Raw genomic sequence first — 21,415 nt, 5'->3', positions numbered from 1 at the left:
GAATCATTACTATTGGGAGTTTATTTTATACCAATCAGCAATAAATGATGATTTAAAAACTTTAACCAAAACAAAAATACTCTTAGTAAATCTTCTCTCATTTATCACAGTAATATTTGTTGCCTTTTCTGTATTTGATAATCTAAAGTTCAGAATGCATTCTTGAATTTCAATGCTATTTATTTAAGTACAAAGCAAAAATTAAAAATACATGTATAACATCATTAATTAATGATCATTGCACTTTTTTTATGCATTTTCCTTAACTGGGATTCTGATTATTTCTACTACTGGGTAGCTATTGGGTTAATTTTTTTAATCTTAATTCAAAATACCTTTTAATAGAGGCATTTTTCTTTAGATACTCATTAAAAAGCCAATAAGGTTTTCTTTTTTATTTAAGCCTAATTTTTTTCTTAATCTGTATCTTGCCAATTCAACTCCTCCATTGGATATATTCATAATCTCTGCAATTTCCTTAGTGGACATATTCATTAACAAATAGGTTGATAAATCTAATTCACGTGGTGAAATTGTAGGGTGTTTTTCTTTTAGCCTTTTTAGGAAATCAAAATGTACGTTTTTAATATGTTTCTCTAAATTTTTCCAGCTTTTATCCGTGTTTATTTCTTTTACAATACTTTTATGAAGTTTGTTAAATTCTGTTTTAGTTGAATCGTCTAAGATATTGGCATCTATTTCTTTGAGTTTGCTTATTATACTATTTAAAGTTTTATTCTTTTTAACTACCTGTAATGAATTATTAACCAGCTCTTTATCTTTTGCTAAAATTTTTATTTGAAGTTTGTCACTTTTAAGTTTCTCAATCTCTTTTTCTAACTCATGCTGTTCATGTCTGATTTTCGATTCTTTTTCCAGATACAAGCGTCTTTGCTCTATTGTTTCATAATATTTATTCTTTCTTATTTTTAATTTTATTCTGTTCGAAGTAACATAAATACCACCACAAATAATTAAGAAATAGACAAAATAAGCTATTATGTGCCTGTACCATGGCGGTGAAATTGTAAACGAAATCATTGAAGGCTCAGACTGTACCCCATAACTGTCTCTAACTTTTACTTTCATCACATAATCTCCTTCTCTAAGATTAGTATATTCCTTAATTGAAATTATTGACCAATTGCTCCATTTTTCATCAAAATTCTCTAATTGATATGAAAATTGTACATTTTCAAGATTTTCATATGTTGGAGATGAAAAAGTAAATCGAACATGATTTGAAGAATATGGGATGCATATGTTGTTAATTTTATTTTGATTATTGTTTAAAAGGTAATTATTATCCGGAAAGGAAAAACTGCGGATAAAGGCTTTTGGTTTGGTTACAAAATTATTAAGCAATTTCGAGTCAAAATGTGCGAGTCCATCAGTTAATCCTATAAAAATATTTTTAGAATTGATAGTGTTTACCGATAAATAACTATTGACCAGATTTCCTGTTAAATTAGAAAATGGTGCGTCAATTTTCTTGTACGTATTTTTTCCTTTCATCAAAACACCCAAAGATTCACCATAGGTATACCATAAATTTGATTGTGAATCTTCTGTTAATTGATTTATAATTGGAATATTTTTAAAGAGAGACGTTAACTTTTTATCTTCATAAAATATTTCCTGTTCAGCCGAATATTTATAAAAATGATTATTGGTTTGAAAATATACCCTACCTCCAATTTTCTGAATACTTCCTATTTTTTTAAATTTATTATTAAGCTGATATATTTCCTTGATGTCCGAAAAATTTTTCAAGTCATCGCTTAAAGTCATGCGATATAAGGATTGATCGATTTTAAGCCATAAATATAACTGGTCGAACTCAAAATTTCTGGACGATCTATGAAATCCATTAACTTGATACTTAAATTTAAATCCGTCAGGTGTTCTTTCAAACACTGCAAATCCATCATAATTTGAACCAATAAATAATCCCGGATGATTTGATATTTTTTCGAACCCAAAATAACCTCTTTTTGAGTCAATTATCTGAGTTACTTTTCCTTTTTTAATTAATAATGCACCCCTATTATTTGCACATATAAGTTCATTATCTATTACCTGTACATTCCATGATTGAGCAGTCGTCCCTTCAACAAGCTTAAAAACATTTTCCTTAAAACTATCATTCCACGTATGGTAAAATACACCTTGATTTGTTGCTACATATAAATTTCCTTCATGAAGAACTGAAGCATAAACCGTACTAAGATTGTAACTAAAACCAAAATAAGTAAACGGTGAACTTTCATTAACAAAAGCAATACCATTATCAAGCCCAAGCCATAGATTATTTTTATGATCTATAAAAGAAGTAAGAATTGTATTATTTTGAAGTCCTTTTTGACGATTTAAATGTTGGATAATTTTTCCGTTTAAATCACAAATTACCATTCCATTAAGAACAGAATTTAAAACAATAAATTTATTTTTTATGATTGAACCACCAAGTGAAGTGTTTTTTTTAATAAAATCATTTGCTTCTGTTTTCCATGGTTTTACTTCTTTAAAGTCATATATAAAAAGGCCTTCTTCTAAAGTTGCCAGAAGAAGGTTATTGTTTTGAAATGGAAATATACCCCAGATTTCCTTATCATTTAAAGAAGTAGTTCCTTTCAGCGGAAATAGTTTATTGTCTTTGTATTCTAAAATGCCTAAAACTCTATCCTGAAAGAAAAGTCTGTTATTAACAACAAAAGAAAATTGAAATTTTTTAGGAGCATTAAGAACTCTTAATCGGTTATTTTTATAAAAAAAGGCTTTGTTAAAAGACTGAAAAATGACTTCACCATTATAGATATGAATTTTCCATATTAAATTTAAATTTTGATTATCTTTTTTGCTTACCATTTTGGAAACAGAAAAATACTTTAGCTCTCCTTTACTATTTGGCTTAAAATAACCAAACTCATTATTTCCTCCTACAAATATATTTCCAAATGAGTCTAATTTAAGACTTTTTACTGGTTCGTTATTTGGGAGGGAATAGGTTCGCCATGTAGAACCGTCAAACTGAATTAATCCACTATTGTTTGCAAAATATATATTACCATTTTTATCCTGATCAATACTCCAGTTTTGCGTTCCCCCTTTGTATTCATTTCTTTTATAGTTTTTTAAATTAGGTAATCCTATACTTTTTATTTGACTAAAAAGAAATATTGGCATTAAAAAAGCAGTTTTGAAAAAGATGCTATTTATCAATTTCATAATTTATTTAAATATTATTATAGTTAATGTTATTTTTAGTTTAAAATGGACTTTTTGACTGATAATAAATACTGTAATATTAATGCAAAATAGTGTATTTACAGATTAATAATAAATGTAGTGTTTTTTAATTATCATTAACATTATAATAACAATAAATTTAAAAAAATAAAATACTAATAATCAATGTTTTAAAATTTTTATGATTGGTTTTTGTAAAGTGTTAATAATGGATTTGATGTGTTTTTGTAATAATAATAAAAAACAATTAATGAAAATTTAACATTATTATTGCATCAAATTACTAATTAATTAACCAAAATTTTTAGAAAAATGAAATTAACAAAATTATTTTTTTGTATTTCGTCTTTACTGTTTTCAGTTATCGTAATGGCTCAGGATATTACGATTAACGGAACCATAAGTGATGAAAATGGATTACCCGTCCCAGGGGCGACAATTTTGATTAAAGGCACAAAAAAAGCGAGTGCTTCAGACTTTGATGGAAAATATGAAATTAGTGCTCCAAGCAATGGGACATTAATAGTGAGTTTTGTTGGCTATAATACAATTGAACAAACGATAAGCGGAAGAACTAAACTTGACATAAAACTATCTACAGCATCTCAAAGCTTAAACGAGGTAGTTGTTGTAGGATATGGTACTCAAAAGAAAGGTTTAATTACTGGAGCCACGACAAATCTAAAAGGTGAGACACTTCAGGAATTAAACACTGGATCTGCAATGGAATCACTTCAGGGAATTGCTCCTGGTGTAAGTGTAACAAGAAATAATGGAGCACCTGGTGCTGGTACAAGAGTAACTATCCGCGGATTAGGTACTATTGGAAATTCAAATCCATTATATGTTGTAGATGGTGTTTCAGTTGGAAACATTGATTATTTAAGTCCATCTGATATTGAATCAATAGATGTACTAAAAGATGCAGCTTCTGCAGCAATATACGGTTCCAGAGCTGCAAACGGTGTTGTTTTGGTAACTACAGTTAAAGGTAAAAAAGGAAGGCCTGCAAGAATCAGTTATGACTCATACTACGGGATACAAAATACATATAAAAACTTAGATCCTTTAAATGCTCAGGAATATATGTATATCATGGATGAAGGAATGGTAAATGATGGTCTTGCTCCAAATGACTGGAAAAAAATTATTGGAACTAATGAATGGTTAAATACGAGATTTCCCGGTGCAGGAACACAATTGGGTAATGAAATATGGGATAATTTACAAAACGGTTCAACAGGAACGAACTGGATTAATGAAATGACAAGAAAAGATGCACCTGTGGTAAGTCATTCTTTGAATATTACTGGTGGAAGTGAAGATATTACCTACTCATTCGGTCTTTCCTACTTTGACCAGGATGGTATAATTGGAGGTAATATTGTAGATGCAGGATTTAAAAGACTGACTGCAAGAATCAATACTCAAATGGTTTTGAAAAAGAACGACAGTCATAGCATAATTACCGTTGGAGAAAATATTACATATACCAATTCTCAAAACAGAGGTGTATCTACAGGTAACATCTATGGTAATGATTTACACAATGCTCTTGTACAAAACCCATTGCAACCTGCTTACTGGCAGCCGGCTATAGATAGAAATATAGATCAATTCGGATTTACTCCAACCTTGGATGGTTTATCTACAGGTCAAACAAATCCTCTAGCAGTAATGTTTTACAGAAGCAATTATAATTACCCAAAAGACGGTAAAATTATTGGTAATGCATTTGTAGAGATTGAACCTGTTAAAGATTTAAAATTTAGATCTGTTTATGGAATTGATTCTTGGTTTGGCTATAGCAGATCAATGAATCCAAAATACAATTTAGGAAGGCTTTATGATGATGCAGTTGAAGGAGCTTCACAAAGTGAATATATAGGAGCAAATTCAACATGGACAAATACAGTTTCTTATGCGAAACAAGTTGGAGATCATAGTTTTAATGCGTTGGTAGGTACCGAATTAATTAAAAACATTGTAAATAATAATGTTTCCGGTTCCAGAAATGGTTTAAAATTTCCGGGAGATCCTAAATATGCTTATTTAGACAATACACTACCTGTAACTTCAATTAATGATATTACTGCTGGCGGATTTGATTGGGCTGCTGGCGGAGGTGCTATTATGTCTTATATGGCGAGAGCACAATATGATTATAAAGAAAAGTATTTACTTTCTGCGACTATGCGTGCAGATGGATCTTCAAATTTTGCAAAAGAAAACAGATGGGGTTATTTTCCGTCAGTATCTGCAGGTTGGGTAATTACAAAAGAAGATTTTATGTCTAGTACTTCTAATGTACTTAATTCATTAAAAATAAGAGGAAGCTGGGGACAAAATGGAAATCAGTCAGTTGACAATTTCCAATATTCAGCTACTATTTCTAATGTTTTCCCAGGTTACTTCTTTGGAGATACAAAACCAGTTTCTGGGTCAACAGCATATCCTTCAAGAGTTACAAATCCAGACATTACATGGGAAACTTCAGAACAGTTAGATTTAGGATTTGATGCAAGTTTATTTGATTCAAAATTAGGTATAACTTTTGACTGGTACAAAAAGAAAACAATTGACTGGTTAGTATTAGCATCTATTGGTCAATCTGCAGGAGCACCGCCACCTTATATTAACGGTGGAGACATTGAGAATAAGGGTATTGAATTTTCTGTAAATTGGAAAGATAAAATAGGAGGATTTAAATATGGCATTACTGTAAGTGGAGCTAAAAATGCTAATAAAGTAACTAAAGTTGATAATGCTGATGGAATAATTCATGGTCCAAGTAATATATTATCACAAGGTACTGGTGAAATTTCCAGAGCACAGGTTGGACAGCCAATTGGTTATTTCTATGGATATAAGGCCGATGGTATTTTACAAAATCAACAAGAAGTTAATGCTTATGTAGGACCTACAGGACAACCTTATTTTGCAGACCAACGTCCTGGAGATGTTCGTTTTGTAGATCAAAATCAAGATGGTGTAATTGATGATGCCGATAGAGTTTATCTTGGTAATCCTAATCCGGATTTCGAATTAGGTATCCAATTAAATTTCGAATATGAAAATGTTTATTTGAATACTACTATGGCAGGAAAATTCGGAATGCAGGTAATGCAATCTTACCGCTCTTTTGCTGATAATCCAAAACAAAACTATACTTCAGATGTATTTGATCGTTGGCACGGTGAAGGAACGTCAGATAAAATGCCAAGGTTAAGTTCTGTAGTAAACAGGAATACTCAGCTGATTTCTGATATTTTCATGCAAAATGCTGATTACTTAAGAATTAACAATGTAACTCTTGGATATAATTTTAATCAAATCCTTAAAGACTTTAAATTCATTTCTAATCTTAAAGTTTATGCAGCTGTTAACAACCTATATACATTTACTAATTATGATGGAATGGATCCAGAGGTACGTTTTGCTGGAACTAGCCCTGACAGTTCAGGTAAACACACTGAAGGCTGGGCTTCTGGAATTGATCTTGGATTGTATCCACAAGCAAGAACGGTGATGTTTGGTTTAAGTGCGGATTTTTAATATAAATACATTTACAATGAAAAACATAAAATATTTTATAGCAATTTCAGCAATTATCGCTGTATCAAGTTGCTCTGATGTTCTGGATACTGAGAATCTTAAGGATAAAAGCCTCGAGACTTTCTATAAATCACCTACTGACATTAACGAAGCAATAGCTGGTGTATATAATGCTATTTACACCACGAATGTTCATAGTGAAGAACAAATGGCTGCCAATTTAATGGATAATATGATGTTAGGTGGCGGTGGACCCGATGATAAATCGGCTAAGTATGTCGACAATTTTGAAGATCCTACTGATGATACATATTATGATATGTGGGGTCAGTCATATAAAGGAATTGCGAGAGCAAATGCAATTATTGAGAAAACGTCAGCTACCAACTTCAATACTTATTTTGATACTCCTGCTCAAGCGGAAGAGTTTAAAAAGCAAGCTATTGGTGAAGCATTATTCATGAGAGCTTTTTTTTACTTCAGGTTAGCTAAATTTTTTGGTGGAGTACCTTTGATTACTACAATTGATGGTGTGAAAAATGGACCACGTGCAACATATACAGAAACATTTGCACAAATTGCTTCAGATTTAAAACTGGCAATTGAGACAATGCCGGCAAGACCTTTTCCGAGTATTCCAACGGCAGAGTATGGGCATGCAAATAAATGGGTTGCTGAGGCATATCTAGCACGTGTATTTTTATTCTACACAGGATATATGACTAATATTGAAAAACAAGCTACAACAGATTTACCATTAGTTGATGGTTCAAAATTAACTGCTAATGATGTTGCTGCTCATTTGAATGATTGTATTAATAACAGTGGATATAAATTAGCATCTGATTTTAGAAACATATGGCCGTATTCATATGTAAATAAAGCTTCAGGGAAAAATATTCTTCCATGGGCAACCACTGAAAATTTATCCTGGATTGGTCAGGATGGTTCTACTCCAACTTTTGGAACAGGAAATTTTGAATCAATGTTTGTACAAAGATTCTCATTTGGAGATTGGGGCTGGAGTAATGGAAATATTTATACAAATAGACTTGTTTTATTTAATTCTCTACGTGATAACTCATTAGTTCCTTTTGGAGCTGGTTGGGGATGGTGTACTGTGAACCCTAAATTGTTTAATAACTGGTCAGATCTTGATCCAAGAAAAAGAGGTTCTATACTTGAAGTTGGTAAAGCAGATCAGGGTACAGAAAATTATGTAGCTGGATTTGGTACTCACGAAACAGGTTATTACAATAAAAAATATACCTCTTTACAATACCCAACTGCAGCGGGAGCAACGGTAGGAATGTTTGTTCAGTTATATGGATGGAAAAATACAGATATGCAGTTAATGCATGCACAGGATTTTATCTTTATGCGTTTTGCAGATGTGTTATTAATGCATTCAGAAATTACTCAAACTTCTGCTGGAATAAATGCTGTTAGAGCAAGAGCCGGAGGATTACCTCCTGTTGGGTATTCAATCGAAGCTTTAAAAGAAGAGCGTTTACATGAATTTGCATTCGAAGGTCTACACTGGTTTGATTTGGTTCGCTGGGGAGATGTTGAGACTGCATTTAATGATTCATTTCCTGTTAAAAATACTGGTACTGATGCAACTTACAGTGTAAAATACAGAACTGAAACTAAAGGTTTGGTTCCGATTCCTGAAACGGAAATGAGATTAGCAAATGGAGTTTACAATCAAAATCCAGGATGGTAAAATAATAACTATTAATAAAAGAAAATATGAAAATTAATAAAATAATCTATCTCATCCTTGCATCATTTTTGCTTGTTTTCACAGCATGCGATTCAATTGTAGATGAGCAGAATTTAACCGATTCTACGGATGTTGCAGGGGTTGAGTTAATCGCTACGCAAAGTACCCCGGGAGGAAATAAAATTACTTTAAAAATGGCTTCACCAGGAATTACTGGATATTGGGACTATAATTTAGGTCAAGCACTAACAAATGAAGTAACCGTTGTTTATCCTATTCCGGGAAAATCAACATTTACTTATGTTGGAAGCTTAGGTTCCAAATTTTTCACCAAAACAATTGATGTACAAATTGATCAATTGGATACTCGTTTAGATCAAGATTATTATGATTTGGTTAGTGAAAACACTGCTGCAGGAAAAACATGGGTTTTTGATGGAACTGCCGGATCTGGAAAACTATGGTGGTTCATGTCTCCTCCAGGCAGTCCAGACGGAGCAATGACAGCATGGTGGAATGCAGGTGACTGTTGTGGACCAAGTGATGCAACAGGTAAAATGCATTTTGATTTGGATAAAGGGGCGAACTTTAATCACTATGAAACACAAACAGCAACACCAACAAAGGGAAGTTTTGAGTTAGATCCTGTAAATAAAAAATTGACCATTATAGGATCAAAAATGCTGGGTTATGCAGCTGGAAACAAAGATGGAGTTTACACAATCGTAACACTTACGGCAGACAAAATGGTACTTTATTTAAGTAACAATGAAGCTAATGCTACAGGATGGACATTTGTTTTCAAACCCCAATAATTAATATTTGTTAGTTTGTATTCGAGAATGGAAGATCTAAAGCTTCCTTTCTTGAATCATCAAAAAATTATAATAAAGGTAAGTTTAAGTTTGGTTGTTTAAAATAGTCCATATTCTTTTGATATGGACTATTTTTTAATCCATTTTAAAGTGACTAATCTAAAAGTCTTCAATCAATTAACCTTATTCAATGAAAAAAATAGGCTTTATTATTACTTGTCTATGCTTTTGCATAGCTTGTTATTCACAACAGAAAATTAAAAAGCAAATACAGGAATTTTCTAAAAAAAATAAAAATATCACAGTATACACTACTGCTGATAATACAAAATTAAGATTAACCCCTACAGATAATCTATCTTTTACTCCTTCAAAACAGCCAATAGAAACTGAAATATCAGTATTTGTTGAGCCTTCAAAAAAGTTTCAAACTTTTATGGGAATTGGTGGTGCTATTACCGATGCAAGTGCGGAAATTTTTGATGGACTCTCAAAAGAAAAACAAACTGAATTTTTAAATGCCTACTACGATAAACAAAAAGGAATAGGCTATTCATTGCTAAGAACAACGATACAAAGTTCTGATTTTAGCAGTGGAAGCTATTCTTATATTGAAGAAGGCGACAAGGATTTAAAGACTTTTTCTGTTGAACATGATAAGCAATATCGAATTCCGTTAATTAAGCAGGCAATAGCCACTGCTGGCGGAAAATTAACTACTTATGTAGCACCATGGTCACCCAATGCTTTTATGAAAAGCAACAAAAATGTATTGAAAGGCGGAACACTATTACCGGAATATTATCAGACATGGGCTAATTTTTATACAAAATTCATAAAAGCATATGAAAAAGAAGGAATCCCTATCTGGGGAACCTCAACACAAAATGAACCAATGGCAGTACAAACATGGGAATCGTGTATTTATACTGCTGAAGATGAAAGAGATTTCATAAAAAACTTTCTTGGACCAACACTAAAAAAAGAAAAACTAGGTGATGTAAAAATCATAGCATGGGATCATAATCGTGATTTAATGAACCAAAGGGCCAATGTAATTTACTCTGATCCAGAAGCTTACAAATATGTTTGGGGAATGGGTTTTCACTGGTATGAAACCTGGTCTGGAGGTTTGCCAATGTTTGAAAATGTTCGTAAAGTTCATGAAGCGTATCCCGACAAGGGACTCTTATTTACCGAAGGGTGCGTAGAAAGATTTGATGCGTCAAAATATCAGTTTTGGCCTAATGCAGAGAGATATGGTATTTCTATGATTAATGATTTCAATAACGGAACTACTGGCTGGACAGACTGGAACATTCTTTTAGATCAAAATGGAGGCCCAAATCATGTTGGTAATTTTTGTTTTGCTCCTATTCATGCAGATACAACAACTGGAGAATTAATATACACTCCTTCTTATTATTACATTGGGCATTTCTCAAAATTTATTCATCTGGATGCAGTACGTGTAAGTTCAGCAGTAAGCAGAAGTAATTTATTAAGCACTTCATTTTTGAATACAGACGGAACAATAGCAACTATAGTAATGAATCAGACCGATACAGAAATAGCATATAGTCTTATCATTGATTTTGAAAAAACTACAGTTAAAATTCCTCCACATGCCATACAAACATTAGTATATTAAAGATTTAAGTGCTTAATTTTTCAAAAACAACAGATTCATAGTTCAAACGTGATTTCTTAAAATCTAAAACATCTTCTCATTGATTAAAATCATGAAAAAATTAATTCAAATATTGGTCTTATTATTTTCAATAACCACTTTTGCACAAAGTTTCCTGCACAGAGAAGGACAAAAAATTGTCGATAGCAAAGGAAAAAATATAGTATTAAGAGGTTTAGGATTAGGTGGCTGGATGGTTCAGGAGGGATATATGCTTCAAACACAGCCCTTCGCCAGTCCGCAATATATGATTAAACAAAAAATTCAGGATTTAATTGGTGAAGAAAACACAAAAGAATTTTACAACACTTATAAAGCCAACGGAATTACAAAACGGGATATAGATTCTTTAGCTGCATGGGGATTCAATTCTATTCGTCTCCCAATGCACTATAATTTATATACACCTGCTATTGAAGAGGAAAAAAATGGCGAAATCACCTGGATTAATGAGGGATTTACTATGACAGATAACGTATTGAAATGGTGTGAAGAAAATAAAATATATTTAATTTTAGATTTGCATGCTGCACCGGGAGGACAAGGAAATGATGCGGCTATTTCAGATTATGATACCACCAAACCTTCTCTTTGGGAAAGTAAAGCCAATCAGAAAAAAATGGTTGCCTTATGGAAAAAGTTAGCTGCACGTTATAAAGATAATCCGTGGATTGGAGCTTATGACATCATTAATGAGCCTAACTGGAATTTTAACGGAACCAATAAAAATGGCTGTGACGAGAATTCAAATGGTCCTTTAAGAGAATTAATGATTGCTGTAACAAAAGCTATTAGGGAAGTTGACAAAAATCATTTAATTTTTATTGAAGGGAATTGCTGGGGAAATAACTATAATGGAATTTTTCCTTTATGGGATGAAAATATGGCGTTGAGTTTTCATAAATACTGGAATTATAACACAACAGCTTCTATTCAAAAAATGCTCGATTACAGAACACAATATAACGTTCCTCTGTGGTTGGGTGAAAGCGGTGAAAATTCAAATGTATGGTTTAAGGATGCTATTTCTTTAGTAGAAAAAAATAACATAGGCTGGGCTTTCTGGCCAATGAAAAAAATAGAAAACATTGCCGGGGTAACTTCGGTTACAAAAACTCCTGAATATGATGTTTTATTAAAATACTGGAAAGATGGCGGAGATAAACCTTCTGTCGATTTTGCCAAAAGTGCTTTAATGAAAATAGCAGAAAATTACAAAATGGAAAATGTGACTGTAAAACCCGATGTAATTGATGCCATGTTTAGACAAGTTCAGACAAATGGTACAAAACCATTTAAAAAACATTCTATTCCCGGAAAAATGTTCGCAACTGAATATGATTTAGGAGCCAATGAACATGCATATCTGGACAAGGATTTTGTAAATTACAAGGTAGATACCGGAAATTCTGTAGAATGGAACAAAGGAAATTCTATGCGAAATGATGGTGTTGATATTTTACCTTGTAAAGACTCCGGCTCAAACGGATATCAAATTTCGTATATAGAAAGTGGGGAATGGCTGCAATACACTGTTAAAATTCCAAAGGAAAAAATATATAATGCAGCAATTCGTTATTCAGGTAATGTTGAAGGCAAACTCAATTTAGAAATAAATGGCAAAAAATCTGAAAGTGTTATATTGCCATCGACTGGTGGGGATGATAATTGGAAAAGTATTTTTATATCTGGAATATCATTAAAATCAGGAACTAATAAAATCAAGGTAATTTTTGAAACAGGAGGTTTAAATTTGAATTATTTAGATTTTACAGACAGTAAAAACACTGATCAAAAATAAAATTATTGAATGAGAAAATTTCGCTTTTTACTTTTTTCTTTAGTGTTAATTTTTATTAGCCTTTTTTCTTATGGTCAAAATTTAAAAATAATGACCTATAATATACGTTTGGATATTGCTTCTGATGGAGAAAACTCGTGGTCAAACAGAAAAGATTTTTTCACTTCGCAAATACAATTTTACAATCCTGATATTTTTGGGGTTCAGGAAGCAACACCAAATCAGGTTTTAGATATAGCCTCAGCATTACCTAATTATAATAAATTGGGCATTGGAAGAGATGGAAACGAAAAAGGGGAAGCTTGTACCATCTATTACAATAAAAGTCGATTTTTACTCCAAAAATCAAATACTTTCTGGCTATCAGAAACTCCAAATAATATATCTAAAGGTTGGGATGCTGCCTATAACAGGATCTGTACTTATGGATTGTTTAAAGATTTGAAAACTAAAAAAGTTTTGTGGGTATTTAACACACATCTTGACCATGTTGGAAATGAGGCAAGAATTAGAGGAGTTGAACTTATCCTGTCAAAAATAAAAGAAGTTAATACTAAAAAATATCCGGTAATTTTTATGGGTGATTTTAATTCAGAATCCAATACACCACAAATTTTGGAGATAAAAAAAGTCATGGATGACACAAGGGAAATCTCAAAAGAAAAACCATTTGGTCCATCAGGAACTTTTAATAATTTCAAACATAATGAAGCTGTTACCCTCCGAATAGATTATATTTTTATTTCTAAAAACAGCGATTTAAAAGTTTTGAAACATGGTATTCTAAGTGACGCAATAAATTTAAAATACCCATCAGACCATCTTCCAGTTTATATTGAATTAACTAATTAAAAATGAAAAAAACAGTAACACTTGTTTTGTTAGCAGTATCTTTTTTTGGATTTGCACAAGAAGAAACAATAGATCAAAAAGTAAATGCACTATTAAAAAAAATGACAATTGAAGAAAAAATTGGACAACTCAATCAATATACGGGCGACAATTCAGCTACTGGTCCCATTACCATAAATTCAAACAAACAGGCCGAAATAAAAGCAGGTTTAGTAGGTTCTATGCTTAATATTATAGGAACAAAATATACCAGACAATATCAGGAACTTGCCATGCAGTCACGTCTTAAAATTCCGTTGTTATTTGGTCAGGATGTCATTCATGGATACAAAACGACCTTTCCTATTCCATTAGCAGAAGCTGCAAGTTGGGACTTAGGCGCTATTGAACTTGCTGCAAGAGTTGCTGCCACTGAAGCTTCGGCAAGTGGAGTCCATTGGACATTTGCGCCAATGGTAGATATTGGCCGGGATCCACGCTGGGGACGCGTGATGGAAGGAGCAGGTGAAGACACTTATTTAGGCTCTAAAATTGCATATGCCAGGGTAAAAGGTTTTCAGGGTACTAAATTGGGCGATTTGAATTCGGTTATGGCCTGTGTGAAACATTTTGCTGCTTATGGCGCAGCAGTTGGCGGGAGAGATTATAATTCAGTTGACATGAGTGAAAGAATGTTATGGGAAACTTACCTGCCGCCTTTTAAAGCGGCTTTAGATGCCGGTGCAGCTACTTTCATGAATTCATTTAATGATCTAAATGGAATTCCCGCAACAGGAAACGCCCATTTGCAAAGAGATATCCTAAAAGGAAAATGGAACTTTCAGGGGTTTGTAGTATCAGATTGGGGATCGATTGGAGAAATGGTAGCACACGGCTATTCAAAAGACCTTAAGGCGGCGGCACTTTCTGCCATAACAGCCGGAAGTGATATGGATATGGAAAGCAATGCTTATCGTTATAATCTGGCCGAGTTAGTAAAAGAAAATAAAATATCAGTTGATTTAATTGATGATGCGGTAAAAAGAATTCTCCGTAAAAAATTCGAATTAGGATTATTTGATGATCCTTACCGATATTCAGATGCAAAAAGAGAAGGAAAAGAACTGAACAATCCTGAAAACAAAAAAGCGGCTCTGGAAGTTGCAAAAAAAAGTATTGTTTTATTGAAAAATGATAATCAGACTCTGCCTCTTTCCAAAAACCTGAAAACTATTGCTTTTATTGGTCCTCTGGTAAAAGAATATAAAGCTAATATGGGATTCTGGGCTGTTGATTTACCAGAAGTTAATTATGATAAATGGATAGTTTCGCAATGGGATGGACTGCAGAACAAAGTAGGCAAAAATACGAAATTGCTCTACGCCAAAGGCTGTGAGGTTGACGGTGATAATAAAGATGGTTTTGCAGAAGCTGTTGAAAAAGCAAAACAAGCTGATGTTGTAATTTTAAGTATTGGTGAAAGGCACAATATGAGCGGAGAAGCAAAAAGCCGCAGTGATATTCACTTACCAGGTGTTCAGGAAGATCTTGTAAAAGCTATTATGGCCACCGGAAAACCAGTTGTTGTTTTAGTAAATGCCGGAAGGCCTCTTGTTTTTAACTGGACTGCAGACAATGCTCCTGCTATTTTATACACTTGGTGGCTCGGAACTGAAGCCGGAAATGCTATTGCAGATGTTTTATTTGGCAATTACAATCCGTCGGGTAAATTGCCAATGACATTCCCAAGAGAGATAGGACAAATTCCAATTTATTACAATCATTTCAGTACAGGAAGACCTGCGGCAAATGAAAATGCAACTAATTATGTTTCGGCTTATATTGACTTGAAAAATTCTCCTAAATACCCTTTTGGATATGGATTGAGTTATACTAAGTTCAATTATACTGATTTGAAATTATCCGCTGTAAAAATGAAAAATACAGAAACTATTAAAGTTTCCTTTCAATTATCAAATGTTGGAAAAGTAATGGGAGAAGAAGTAGTTCAGTTGTATTTGCAGGATAAATTTGGTTCTGTTGTACGACCTGTTTTAGAACTGAAAGATTTCCTGAAAGTAAAGCTAAATGCAGGAGAATCTAAAACTATCGAATTTACAATTGACAAAGAAAAACTTTCTTTTTACAACAATAAATTAGAATGGAATGCTGAGCCGGGCGATTTTGAACTTATGATTGGCACTTCATCAGCAGATATTAAACTGAAATCTGGTTTTGAATTAGTAGATTAAAAATAGATTTTAATAGAAAATGCCTTATTCACATCTTTTAGGTAATTAAGGCATTTCCATATTTTTAAATTCCAAAAAACTGATCATAATGGATTCTTAAAATCTAAATATTTAAGTGATGCAGAATTATTCTCATTTCAATTCAGCAAATAAACCATACATTTGCAGTCCCTTAACGAAAAATATTAAAACATTTCTTTATATTTACTTATGTTTAGACGAATAAATAACGATAAAATCGGAAATGTTTTAAACTATTTTGCGTCACAAATAGATTATTTATCTATGACCAAAACGTTAAAACTGCTTTATATTCTGGACGAAACTTCCATAAAGGAAACAGGAACTCCTGTAACTTGGCTAGACTATAAAGTTTGGGAAAATGGTCCTGTTGCCATAGATGTCTATAATGAAATCAAACATCAGGAAGTGTTTTGCTACCAAGGCAAAGAATTATCCTTATTACAATCTATTCAATTAGAGAAAAAATTCAACTCAGAGAGAAATTCAGAGGAAGTTTTTCTTAAACCTAATGGTAATTTCAATGAAAGCATATTTAACAGATATGAATTAAAGCTATTAGAGACTATTGTTTTCAAATATGGAAATTGGAATGCTACAGAATTAATCAATTTTCTGCACGAAGAAGGTTCACTTTGGCACAAAATGGTTTCTGAACATAAATTAAAGGATCACTTCAAACAGATAGGAAAAATCACGAATCACTCTATTGAATTCAATGATTTATTAGAAAACAATCCTGTCTTACAAATGGCGGCAAAATCTTCATTTGAATCTTTATCTTTTCAGGAAAGCATAAGCTAAATTAATTATGCCGGAGGAAATTTTACAACAAGGACATTTAATTTTGATTCAAGATTATCAATTTCAGGACGGAAATGACAGTAAAGACAAATTCTTGATAGTACTAAATCGTAATGATGAATTTGCATATATTATCCACACTTTAACTACATCTCAAAATAAATTGAATTTACCATCCGATAATTTTGGCTGTTCAGTAGTTGGAAATATTCCGTACTTTTTTATTCAAAAAGAAATCGAACTTGGTAGAAATAAATTTAGCTTTAGTAAAGACACTTTTATATTTTTCAGAAATAATGTTCGCAAAGAAAACCTTTCTTCTTTTCTGAAATACGATAAAAGCAATCTTATTCTGAAAGAAAAATTACCAAATAGTTTTTTGAAAAGACTTTTGAAATGTATGCTTAAATCTGATTTTATCAATTTGGATATTGAAAAGGAATTGATTGAAATGAAAGAACAACTTTAAATATAAAATGCCTCTAGTCTTAGAGGCATTTTTTTAATTATTTTTTTTATTCTTATTGAGCTGCTGCAACTTTAGCTTTAACTTCAGCTTCAGGTCCTTCATATACTTCTGTAGTTGTTTGTCCATTTTCGGTTTTGGTTACTGTTCCAACTGTTACACCGTTTGTGGTAGACAAATTAACCTCAACCTGTTTTTTATCGTATTTTGATGTATCAAAACAATCGGTTTTTTGGTGAATGTATTTTCCTTTTGCATTAAAGTGAGCCAGACATTTTGCTGTTTCTTCTGGTGTGCAGCCTTTTTCTTTACACATTTGAATACATTCCTCTTTAGTCATAGTCGACAAATCACCGCATTTAGATAACATCCCTGCATGCATTTCAGTTTTGGCGCAACATGATGCACCTTTTTGAGCTATGCCTGTTGGCGTTTGCCCGTCTCCTAAAATTGGCGCAATTACCAATCCGATCAGACAGGTCAATTTTATCAAAATATTCATTGATGGTCCGGATGTATCTTTAAAAGGATCACCAACTGTATCTCCGGTCACGGCAGCTTTATGAGCATCAGATCCTTTGTATGTCATTTCTCCATTAATCATTACTCCTGCTTCAAAAGATTTTTTAGCATTATCCCAAGCACCTCCGGCATTGTTTTGAAAAACTGCCCAAAGCACTCCTGAAACAGTAACTCCAGCCATGTAGCCTCCCAACATTTCAGCAATTAACTGATTGTTATCCGCATAAACTAATTTTCCTAATAACACAATTGCAATCGGGAAACCAATTGTCAAAATTCCAGGCAGCATCATTTCTCGTAAAGCCGCTTTTGTAGAAATTTCAACACATTTTCCGTATTCCGGTTTCCCGGTTCCTTCCATAATTCCAGGAATTTCCTTGAACTGGCGGCGCACTTCGTAAACCATATCCATAGCGGCCTTTCCAACAGAATTCATCGCTAAAGCGGAAAACACTACCGGAATCATTCCACCCACAAATAACATCGCTAAAACCGGTGCTTTAAAAATATTGATTCCGTCAATTCCTGTAAAGGTTACATACGCTGCAAATAAGGCTAATGAAGTTAAGGCTGCTGATGCAATAGCAAAACCTTTACCGGTTGCAGCAGTAGTATTTCCAACTGAATCTAAAATATCGGTTCTGGTACGAACTTCTTTTGGCAATTCACTCATTTCAGCAATTCCACCGGCATTGTCAGAAATTGGCCCGAACGCATCAATAGCCAACTGCATGGCAGTTGTTGCCATCATCGCTGAAGCTGCTAAAGCAACTCCATAAAATCCTGCCAAAGCATACGAAATCCAAATCGCCGCTGCAAATAATAAAACTGTTGGAAAAGTAGAAATCATTCCTGTTGCCAAACCTGCAATCACATTTGTTCCTGCTCCTGTAGAAGATTTTTGAACAATTGCCATAACTGGTTTTGTACCCAATCCTGTGTAATATTCCGTTACAGATGATATAGCACCACCAACCACTAATCCAACCAATGTGGCATAAAAAACACGCATGGCTGAAATATCTTTAGAACCTTCACCGAAAAAGCTCATTTGCATGGTTTCCGGTAACATATATTGTACTAAAAAATAGCAGGCAACTGCAGTCAATACAATCGAAACCCAGTTTCCTATATTTAATGCTTTTTGTACTTGTGCTTCTTTAGCATTATCATCAGAAATTTTTACCAATGTAGTTCCGATTATTGAAAATATAATTCCAAAACCGGCAATAGCCATTGGCAACAAAATAGGGCCAATTCCGCCAAAAGCGTCATTGATACTTCCACCCATGTCTTTAATAACATAGTTTCCAAGAACCATGGCTGCCAAAACAGTAGCTACATATGAACCAAATAAATCAGCGCCCATACCGGCAACATCCCCTACATTATCACCAACGTTATCTGCAATTGTTGCAGGATTACGAGGATCATCTTCCGGGATACCAGCTTCTACCTTCCCCACTAAGTCAGCACCAACATCCGCCGCTTTCGTATAGATTCCTCCACCTACTCTGGCAAATAATGCGATTGATTCTGCACCAAGTGAAAATCCTGCTAATGTTTCCAAAACTACTGTCATGGTTTCGGTGTCTTTCCAAACACCATCTGACAAAAGATTAAAGAAAATTATAAAGAAACCTGTTAAACCTAATACTGCTAAACCTGCAACTCCTAAACCCATTACGGTTCCGCCTCCAAAAGAAACTTTTAAAGCCTGAGGCAAACTTGTTCGGGCTGCCTGTGTGGTTCTAACGTTTGTCTTGGTTGCTATTTTCATCCCTATATTCCCTGCATAAGCTGAGAATAAGGCCCCAAAAATAAATGCCACTACAATTAATAAATGTGTTTTTACTCCCGGAATAAATGTAATTCCTGCTAAAGCAATGCTTGCAATAATTACGAAGATGGTTAATAATTTATATTCTGCTTTTAAGAAAGCCAACGCTCCTTCGTAGATGTAATCTGAAATCTCTTTCATTTTACCATCTCCTGCGTCTTGTTTCAACACCCAACTCCTTTTTATTCCCATGAAAAGTAATCCTAAAATTGCCATTACAATTGGCAAGTAAATCATAAATGCATTCATAATATTTTAATGGTTTTTGGTTAATAGTCAACTAACTAAACGAATTTAAACAAAAAAGCAATACTCTTGACGGAGTATTGCTTTTTTTATAAAATAGAGGGGTAAAAATTATTTAATACTAAATAATCCTTCCGGTTTGTTCTCAATATCATCAAAACGCTTGGTACATTCAGCAATAATTGCAAATGCTTCGTTTACGTCTCCCCAACCTTCAACATCCACTTTTTTGTTTTCAAGATCTTTATAAACCTGGAAGAAATGCTCGATTTCTTTTAACAAGTGTGGATTGATATCAGAAAGATTATTTAATGAATTCCAGATTGGATCTGAAACGGGTACACAAATGATTTTTTCATCCGGTCCTTTATCATCAGCCATATGGAAAACACCAATTGGTTTTACTTCTATTACACATCCGGGAAAAGTTGGTTCGTTTATCAAAACCAATACATCAAGAGGATCACCATCAAGAGCTAAAGTTTCCGGAATAAATCCATAATCAGCAGGATACATCATTGAAGAGAATAACATTCTGTCGAAACGCATTCTTTTGATTTCAAAATCGTACTCATATTTATTTCTGCTTCCTCTTGGTATTTCGATTAATACATCGAAAGTTGTTAGTTTGTCTGCGGTCATTTTTACTTTTTATTATTTCTATAAATTCTTCCCGATAATATTCAAATTTTGATTGTCAGGAACCCACTTTATTTCATCGGAATGTTTTTTTTATTTTTGTGGGTTTCAATTGCAAAAGTAACCCAAAGAATCCTTTTTTACAATGAAAAAAACACATTAATCTATCCCTTTTATTCATTAATTAATATACTTTACTTTTATATAACAGATAGTTAATACGTAATTTTTCGATTTCGTTTATTTAAGTAATAATGCCACAATAAATAGGTCGCATAAGACCTGTATGGACTCCATTGCTCAACATGAATTTCCATCTCTTTTTTGTCATGAATATTCAGTAATTCCCCGATGGTATTTATGACTGCAATATCGCCTAACGGAATCAAATCGGGTTCCTGTAAGCAAAACATTAAATAGATATCAATAGTCCAGTTTCCTATTCCTTTCAACTTTATAAGTTCTTCCCGAACCTGTTTTGCAGATTTTGAAGCCAGACTTTCAATGTCCAGTTCTTTATTTAAAACTGCTTGCGCTAAAATTTTAATGTAGTTCGTTTTTTGCCTGCTTACACCTAATTTTCGAAACTCTTCATCAGGCAAAACCGACATGGATTCTGGCATACAGCTTGTGTAAGCTTTTATTTTTAAGAATGTGGCTTTCGCCGAATCTACAGAAACTTGTTGTTCGAGAATTAACAATACCAAAGTTTCAAAACCCTGAGGTCGTTTGGGAATTGTTGGTAATCCATATTTCTCGATAATCTCCTGAAATATTGGATTTTTATTTGATAGGAAATCAATAGCTTCTTGCATGACGAAGAGTTTTTTAGCCCCGATAGCAGTGGAAATCCTTTTGTTTTTTTCTTTAAAAAATAAAAGATTGCAACGTATAGCGGGAATAGCTTCTAATTAAACTTGTATAAATTAAAAAAAAAATCTCAACATGGTTCGTTATG

Annotated in this window: 13 protein-coding genes; 9 read left to right on the top strand and 4 right to left on the bottom strand. The window is 33.1% G+C overall.

All coding sequences use genetic code 11. The features are described 5' to 3' along the window. Positions 1–357: 357 nt before the first annotated feature. Positions 358–3,186, bottom strand: a complete 2,829-nt coding sequence (locus tag ABI657_RS02320; protein ID WP_348095626.1) for a triple tyrosine motif-containing protein — start codon at positions 3,184–3,186, stop codon at positions 358–360. A 375-nt stretch (positions 3,187–3,561) separates the two neighbouring features. Between ABI657_RS02320 and ABI657_RS02315 the strand changes: the two genes are divergently transcribed. The 9 genes from ABI657_RS02315 (at position 3,562) to ABI657_RS02275 (ending at position 17,213) form a co-directional block, all read left to right on the top strand. Continuing rightward, entirely contained in the window at positions 3,562–6,804 is a 3,243-nt protein-coding gene (locus ABI657_RS02315; RefSeq protein WP_348095625.1) for a TonB-dependent receptor, read from the top strand. 16 nt (positions 6,805–6,820) lie between these two features. Continuing rightward, on the top strand, positions 6,821–8,530 hold the full coding sequence (locus tag ABI657_RS02310; RefSeq protein ID WP_348095624.1) for a RagB/SusD family nutrient uptake outer membrane protein: 1,710 nt from the start codon (positions 6,821–6,823) through the stop codon (positions 8,528–8,530). 26 nt (positions 8,531–8,556) lie between these two features. Beyond that, positions 8,557–9,345, top strand: a complete 789-nt coding sequence (locus ABI657_RS02305; RefSeq protein WP_348095623.1) for a hypothetical protein — start codon at positions 8,557–8,559, stop codon at positions 9,343–9,345. A 190-nt stretch (positions 9,346–9,535) separates the two neighbouring features. Further along, entirely contained in the window at positions 9,536–10,996 is a 1,461-nt protein-coding gene (locus ABI657_RS02300) for a glycoside hydrolase family 30 protein (RefSeq protein WP_348095622.1), read from the top strand. A 91-nt stretch (positions 10,997–11,087) separates the two neighbouring features. After that, positions 11,088–12,836, top strand: coding sequence for a cellulase family glycosylhydrolase (locus ABI657_RS02295; RefSeq protein ID WP_348095621.1), 1,749 nt, complete (start codon positions 11,088–11,090; stop codon positions 12,834–12,836). 9 nt (positions 12,837–12,845) lie between these two features. Then, the gene (locus tag ABI657_RS02290) at positions 12,846–13,688 is read left to right on the top strand and encodes an endonuclease/exonuclease/phosphatase family protein (RefSeq protein WP_348095620.1); all 843 of its coding nucleotides are present in this window, start codon (positions 12,846–12,848) and stop codon (positions 13,686–13,688) included. Between the two features lie 2 nt (positions 13,689–13,690). Then, a complete protein-coding gene (locus tag ABI657_RS02285; protein ID WP_348095619.1) occupies positions 13,691–15,919 on the top strand; it encodes a glycoside hydrolase family 3 N-terminal domain-containing protein in 2,229 nt (742 codons plus the stop codon). Between the two features lie 210 nt (positions 15,920–16,129). Beyond that, complete coding sequence (locus tag ABI657_RS02280) at positions 16,130–16,744, top strand: Panacea domain-containing protein (protein WP_348095618.1); 615 nt, start codon at positions 16,130–16,132, stop codon at positions 16,742–16,744. A gap of 7 nt (positions 16,745–16,751) precedes the next feature. Further along, entirely contained in the window at positions 16,752–17,213 is a 462-nt protein-coding gene (locus ABI657_RS02275) for a hypothetical protein (RefSeq protein ID WP_348095617.1), read from the top strand. 52 nt (positions 17,214–17,265) lie between these two features. Here the strand turns inward: ABI657_RS02275 and ABI657_RS02270 are convergent, their stop codons facing one another. The 3 genes from ABI657_RS02270 to ABI657_RS02260 all read right to left on the bottom strand — a co-directional run bounded on the left by ABI657_RS02270 (position 17,266) and on the right by ABI657_RS02260 (position 21,272). Continuing rightward, positions 17,266–19,821: a sodium-translocating pyrophosphatase gene (locus ABI657_RS02270; protein WP_348095616.1), complete on the bottom strand. Its 2,556-nt coding sequence runs from the start codon at positions 19,819–19,821 to the stop codon at positions 17,266–17,268. A gap of 108 nt (positions 19,822–19,929) precedes the next feature. Continuing rightward, the gene (locus tag ABI657_RS02265; protein WP_348095615.1) at positions 19,930–20,460 is read right to left on the bottom strand and encodes an inorganic diphosphatase; all 531 of its coding nucleotides are present in this window, start codon (positions 20,458–20,460) and stop codon (positions 19,930–19,932) included. Between the two features lie 212 nt (positions 20,461–20,672). Then, the gene (locus tag ABI657_RS02260) at positions 20,673–21,272 is read right to left on the bottom strand and encodes a DNA-3-methyladenine glycosylase 2 family protein (RefSeq protein ID WP_348095614.1); all 600 of its coding nucleotides are present in this window, start codon (positions 21,270–21,272) and stop codon (positions 20,673–20,675) included. Positions 21,273–21,415: the final 143 nt, after the last annotated feature.

The sequence above is a fragment of the Flavobacterium sp. genome (genome assembly GCF_039930565.1).
Taxonomy (GTDB): Bacteria; Bacteroidota; Bacteroidia; order Flavobacteriales; family Flavobacteriaceae; genus Flavobacterium.
The sequence above is the reverse complement of the archived record's forward strand: the minus strand, read 5'-3'. Positions and strand labels throughout refer to the sequence as shown.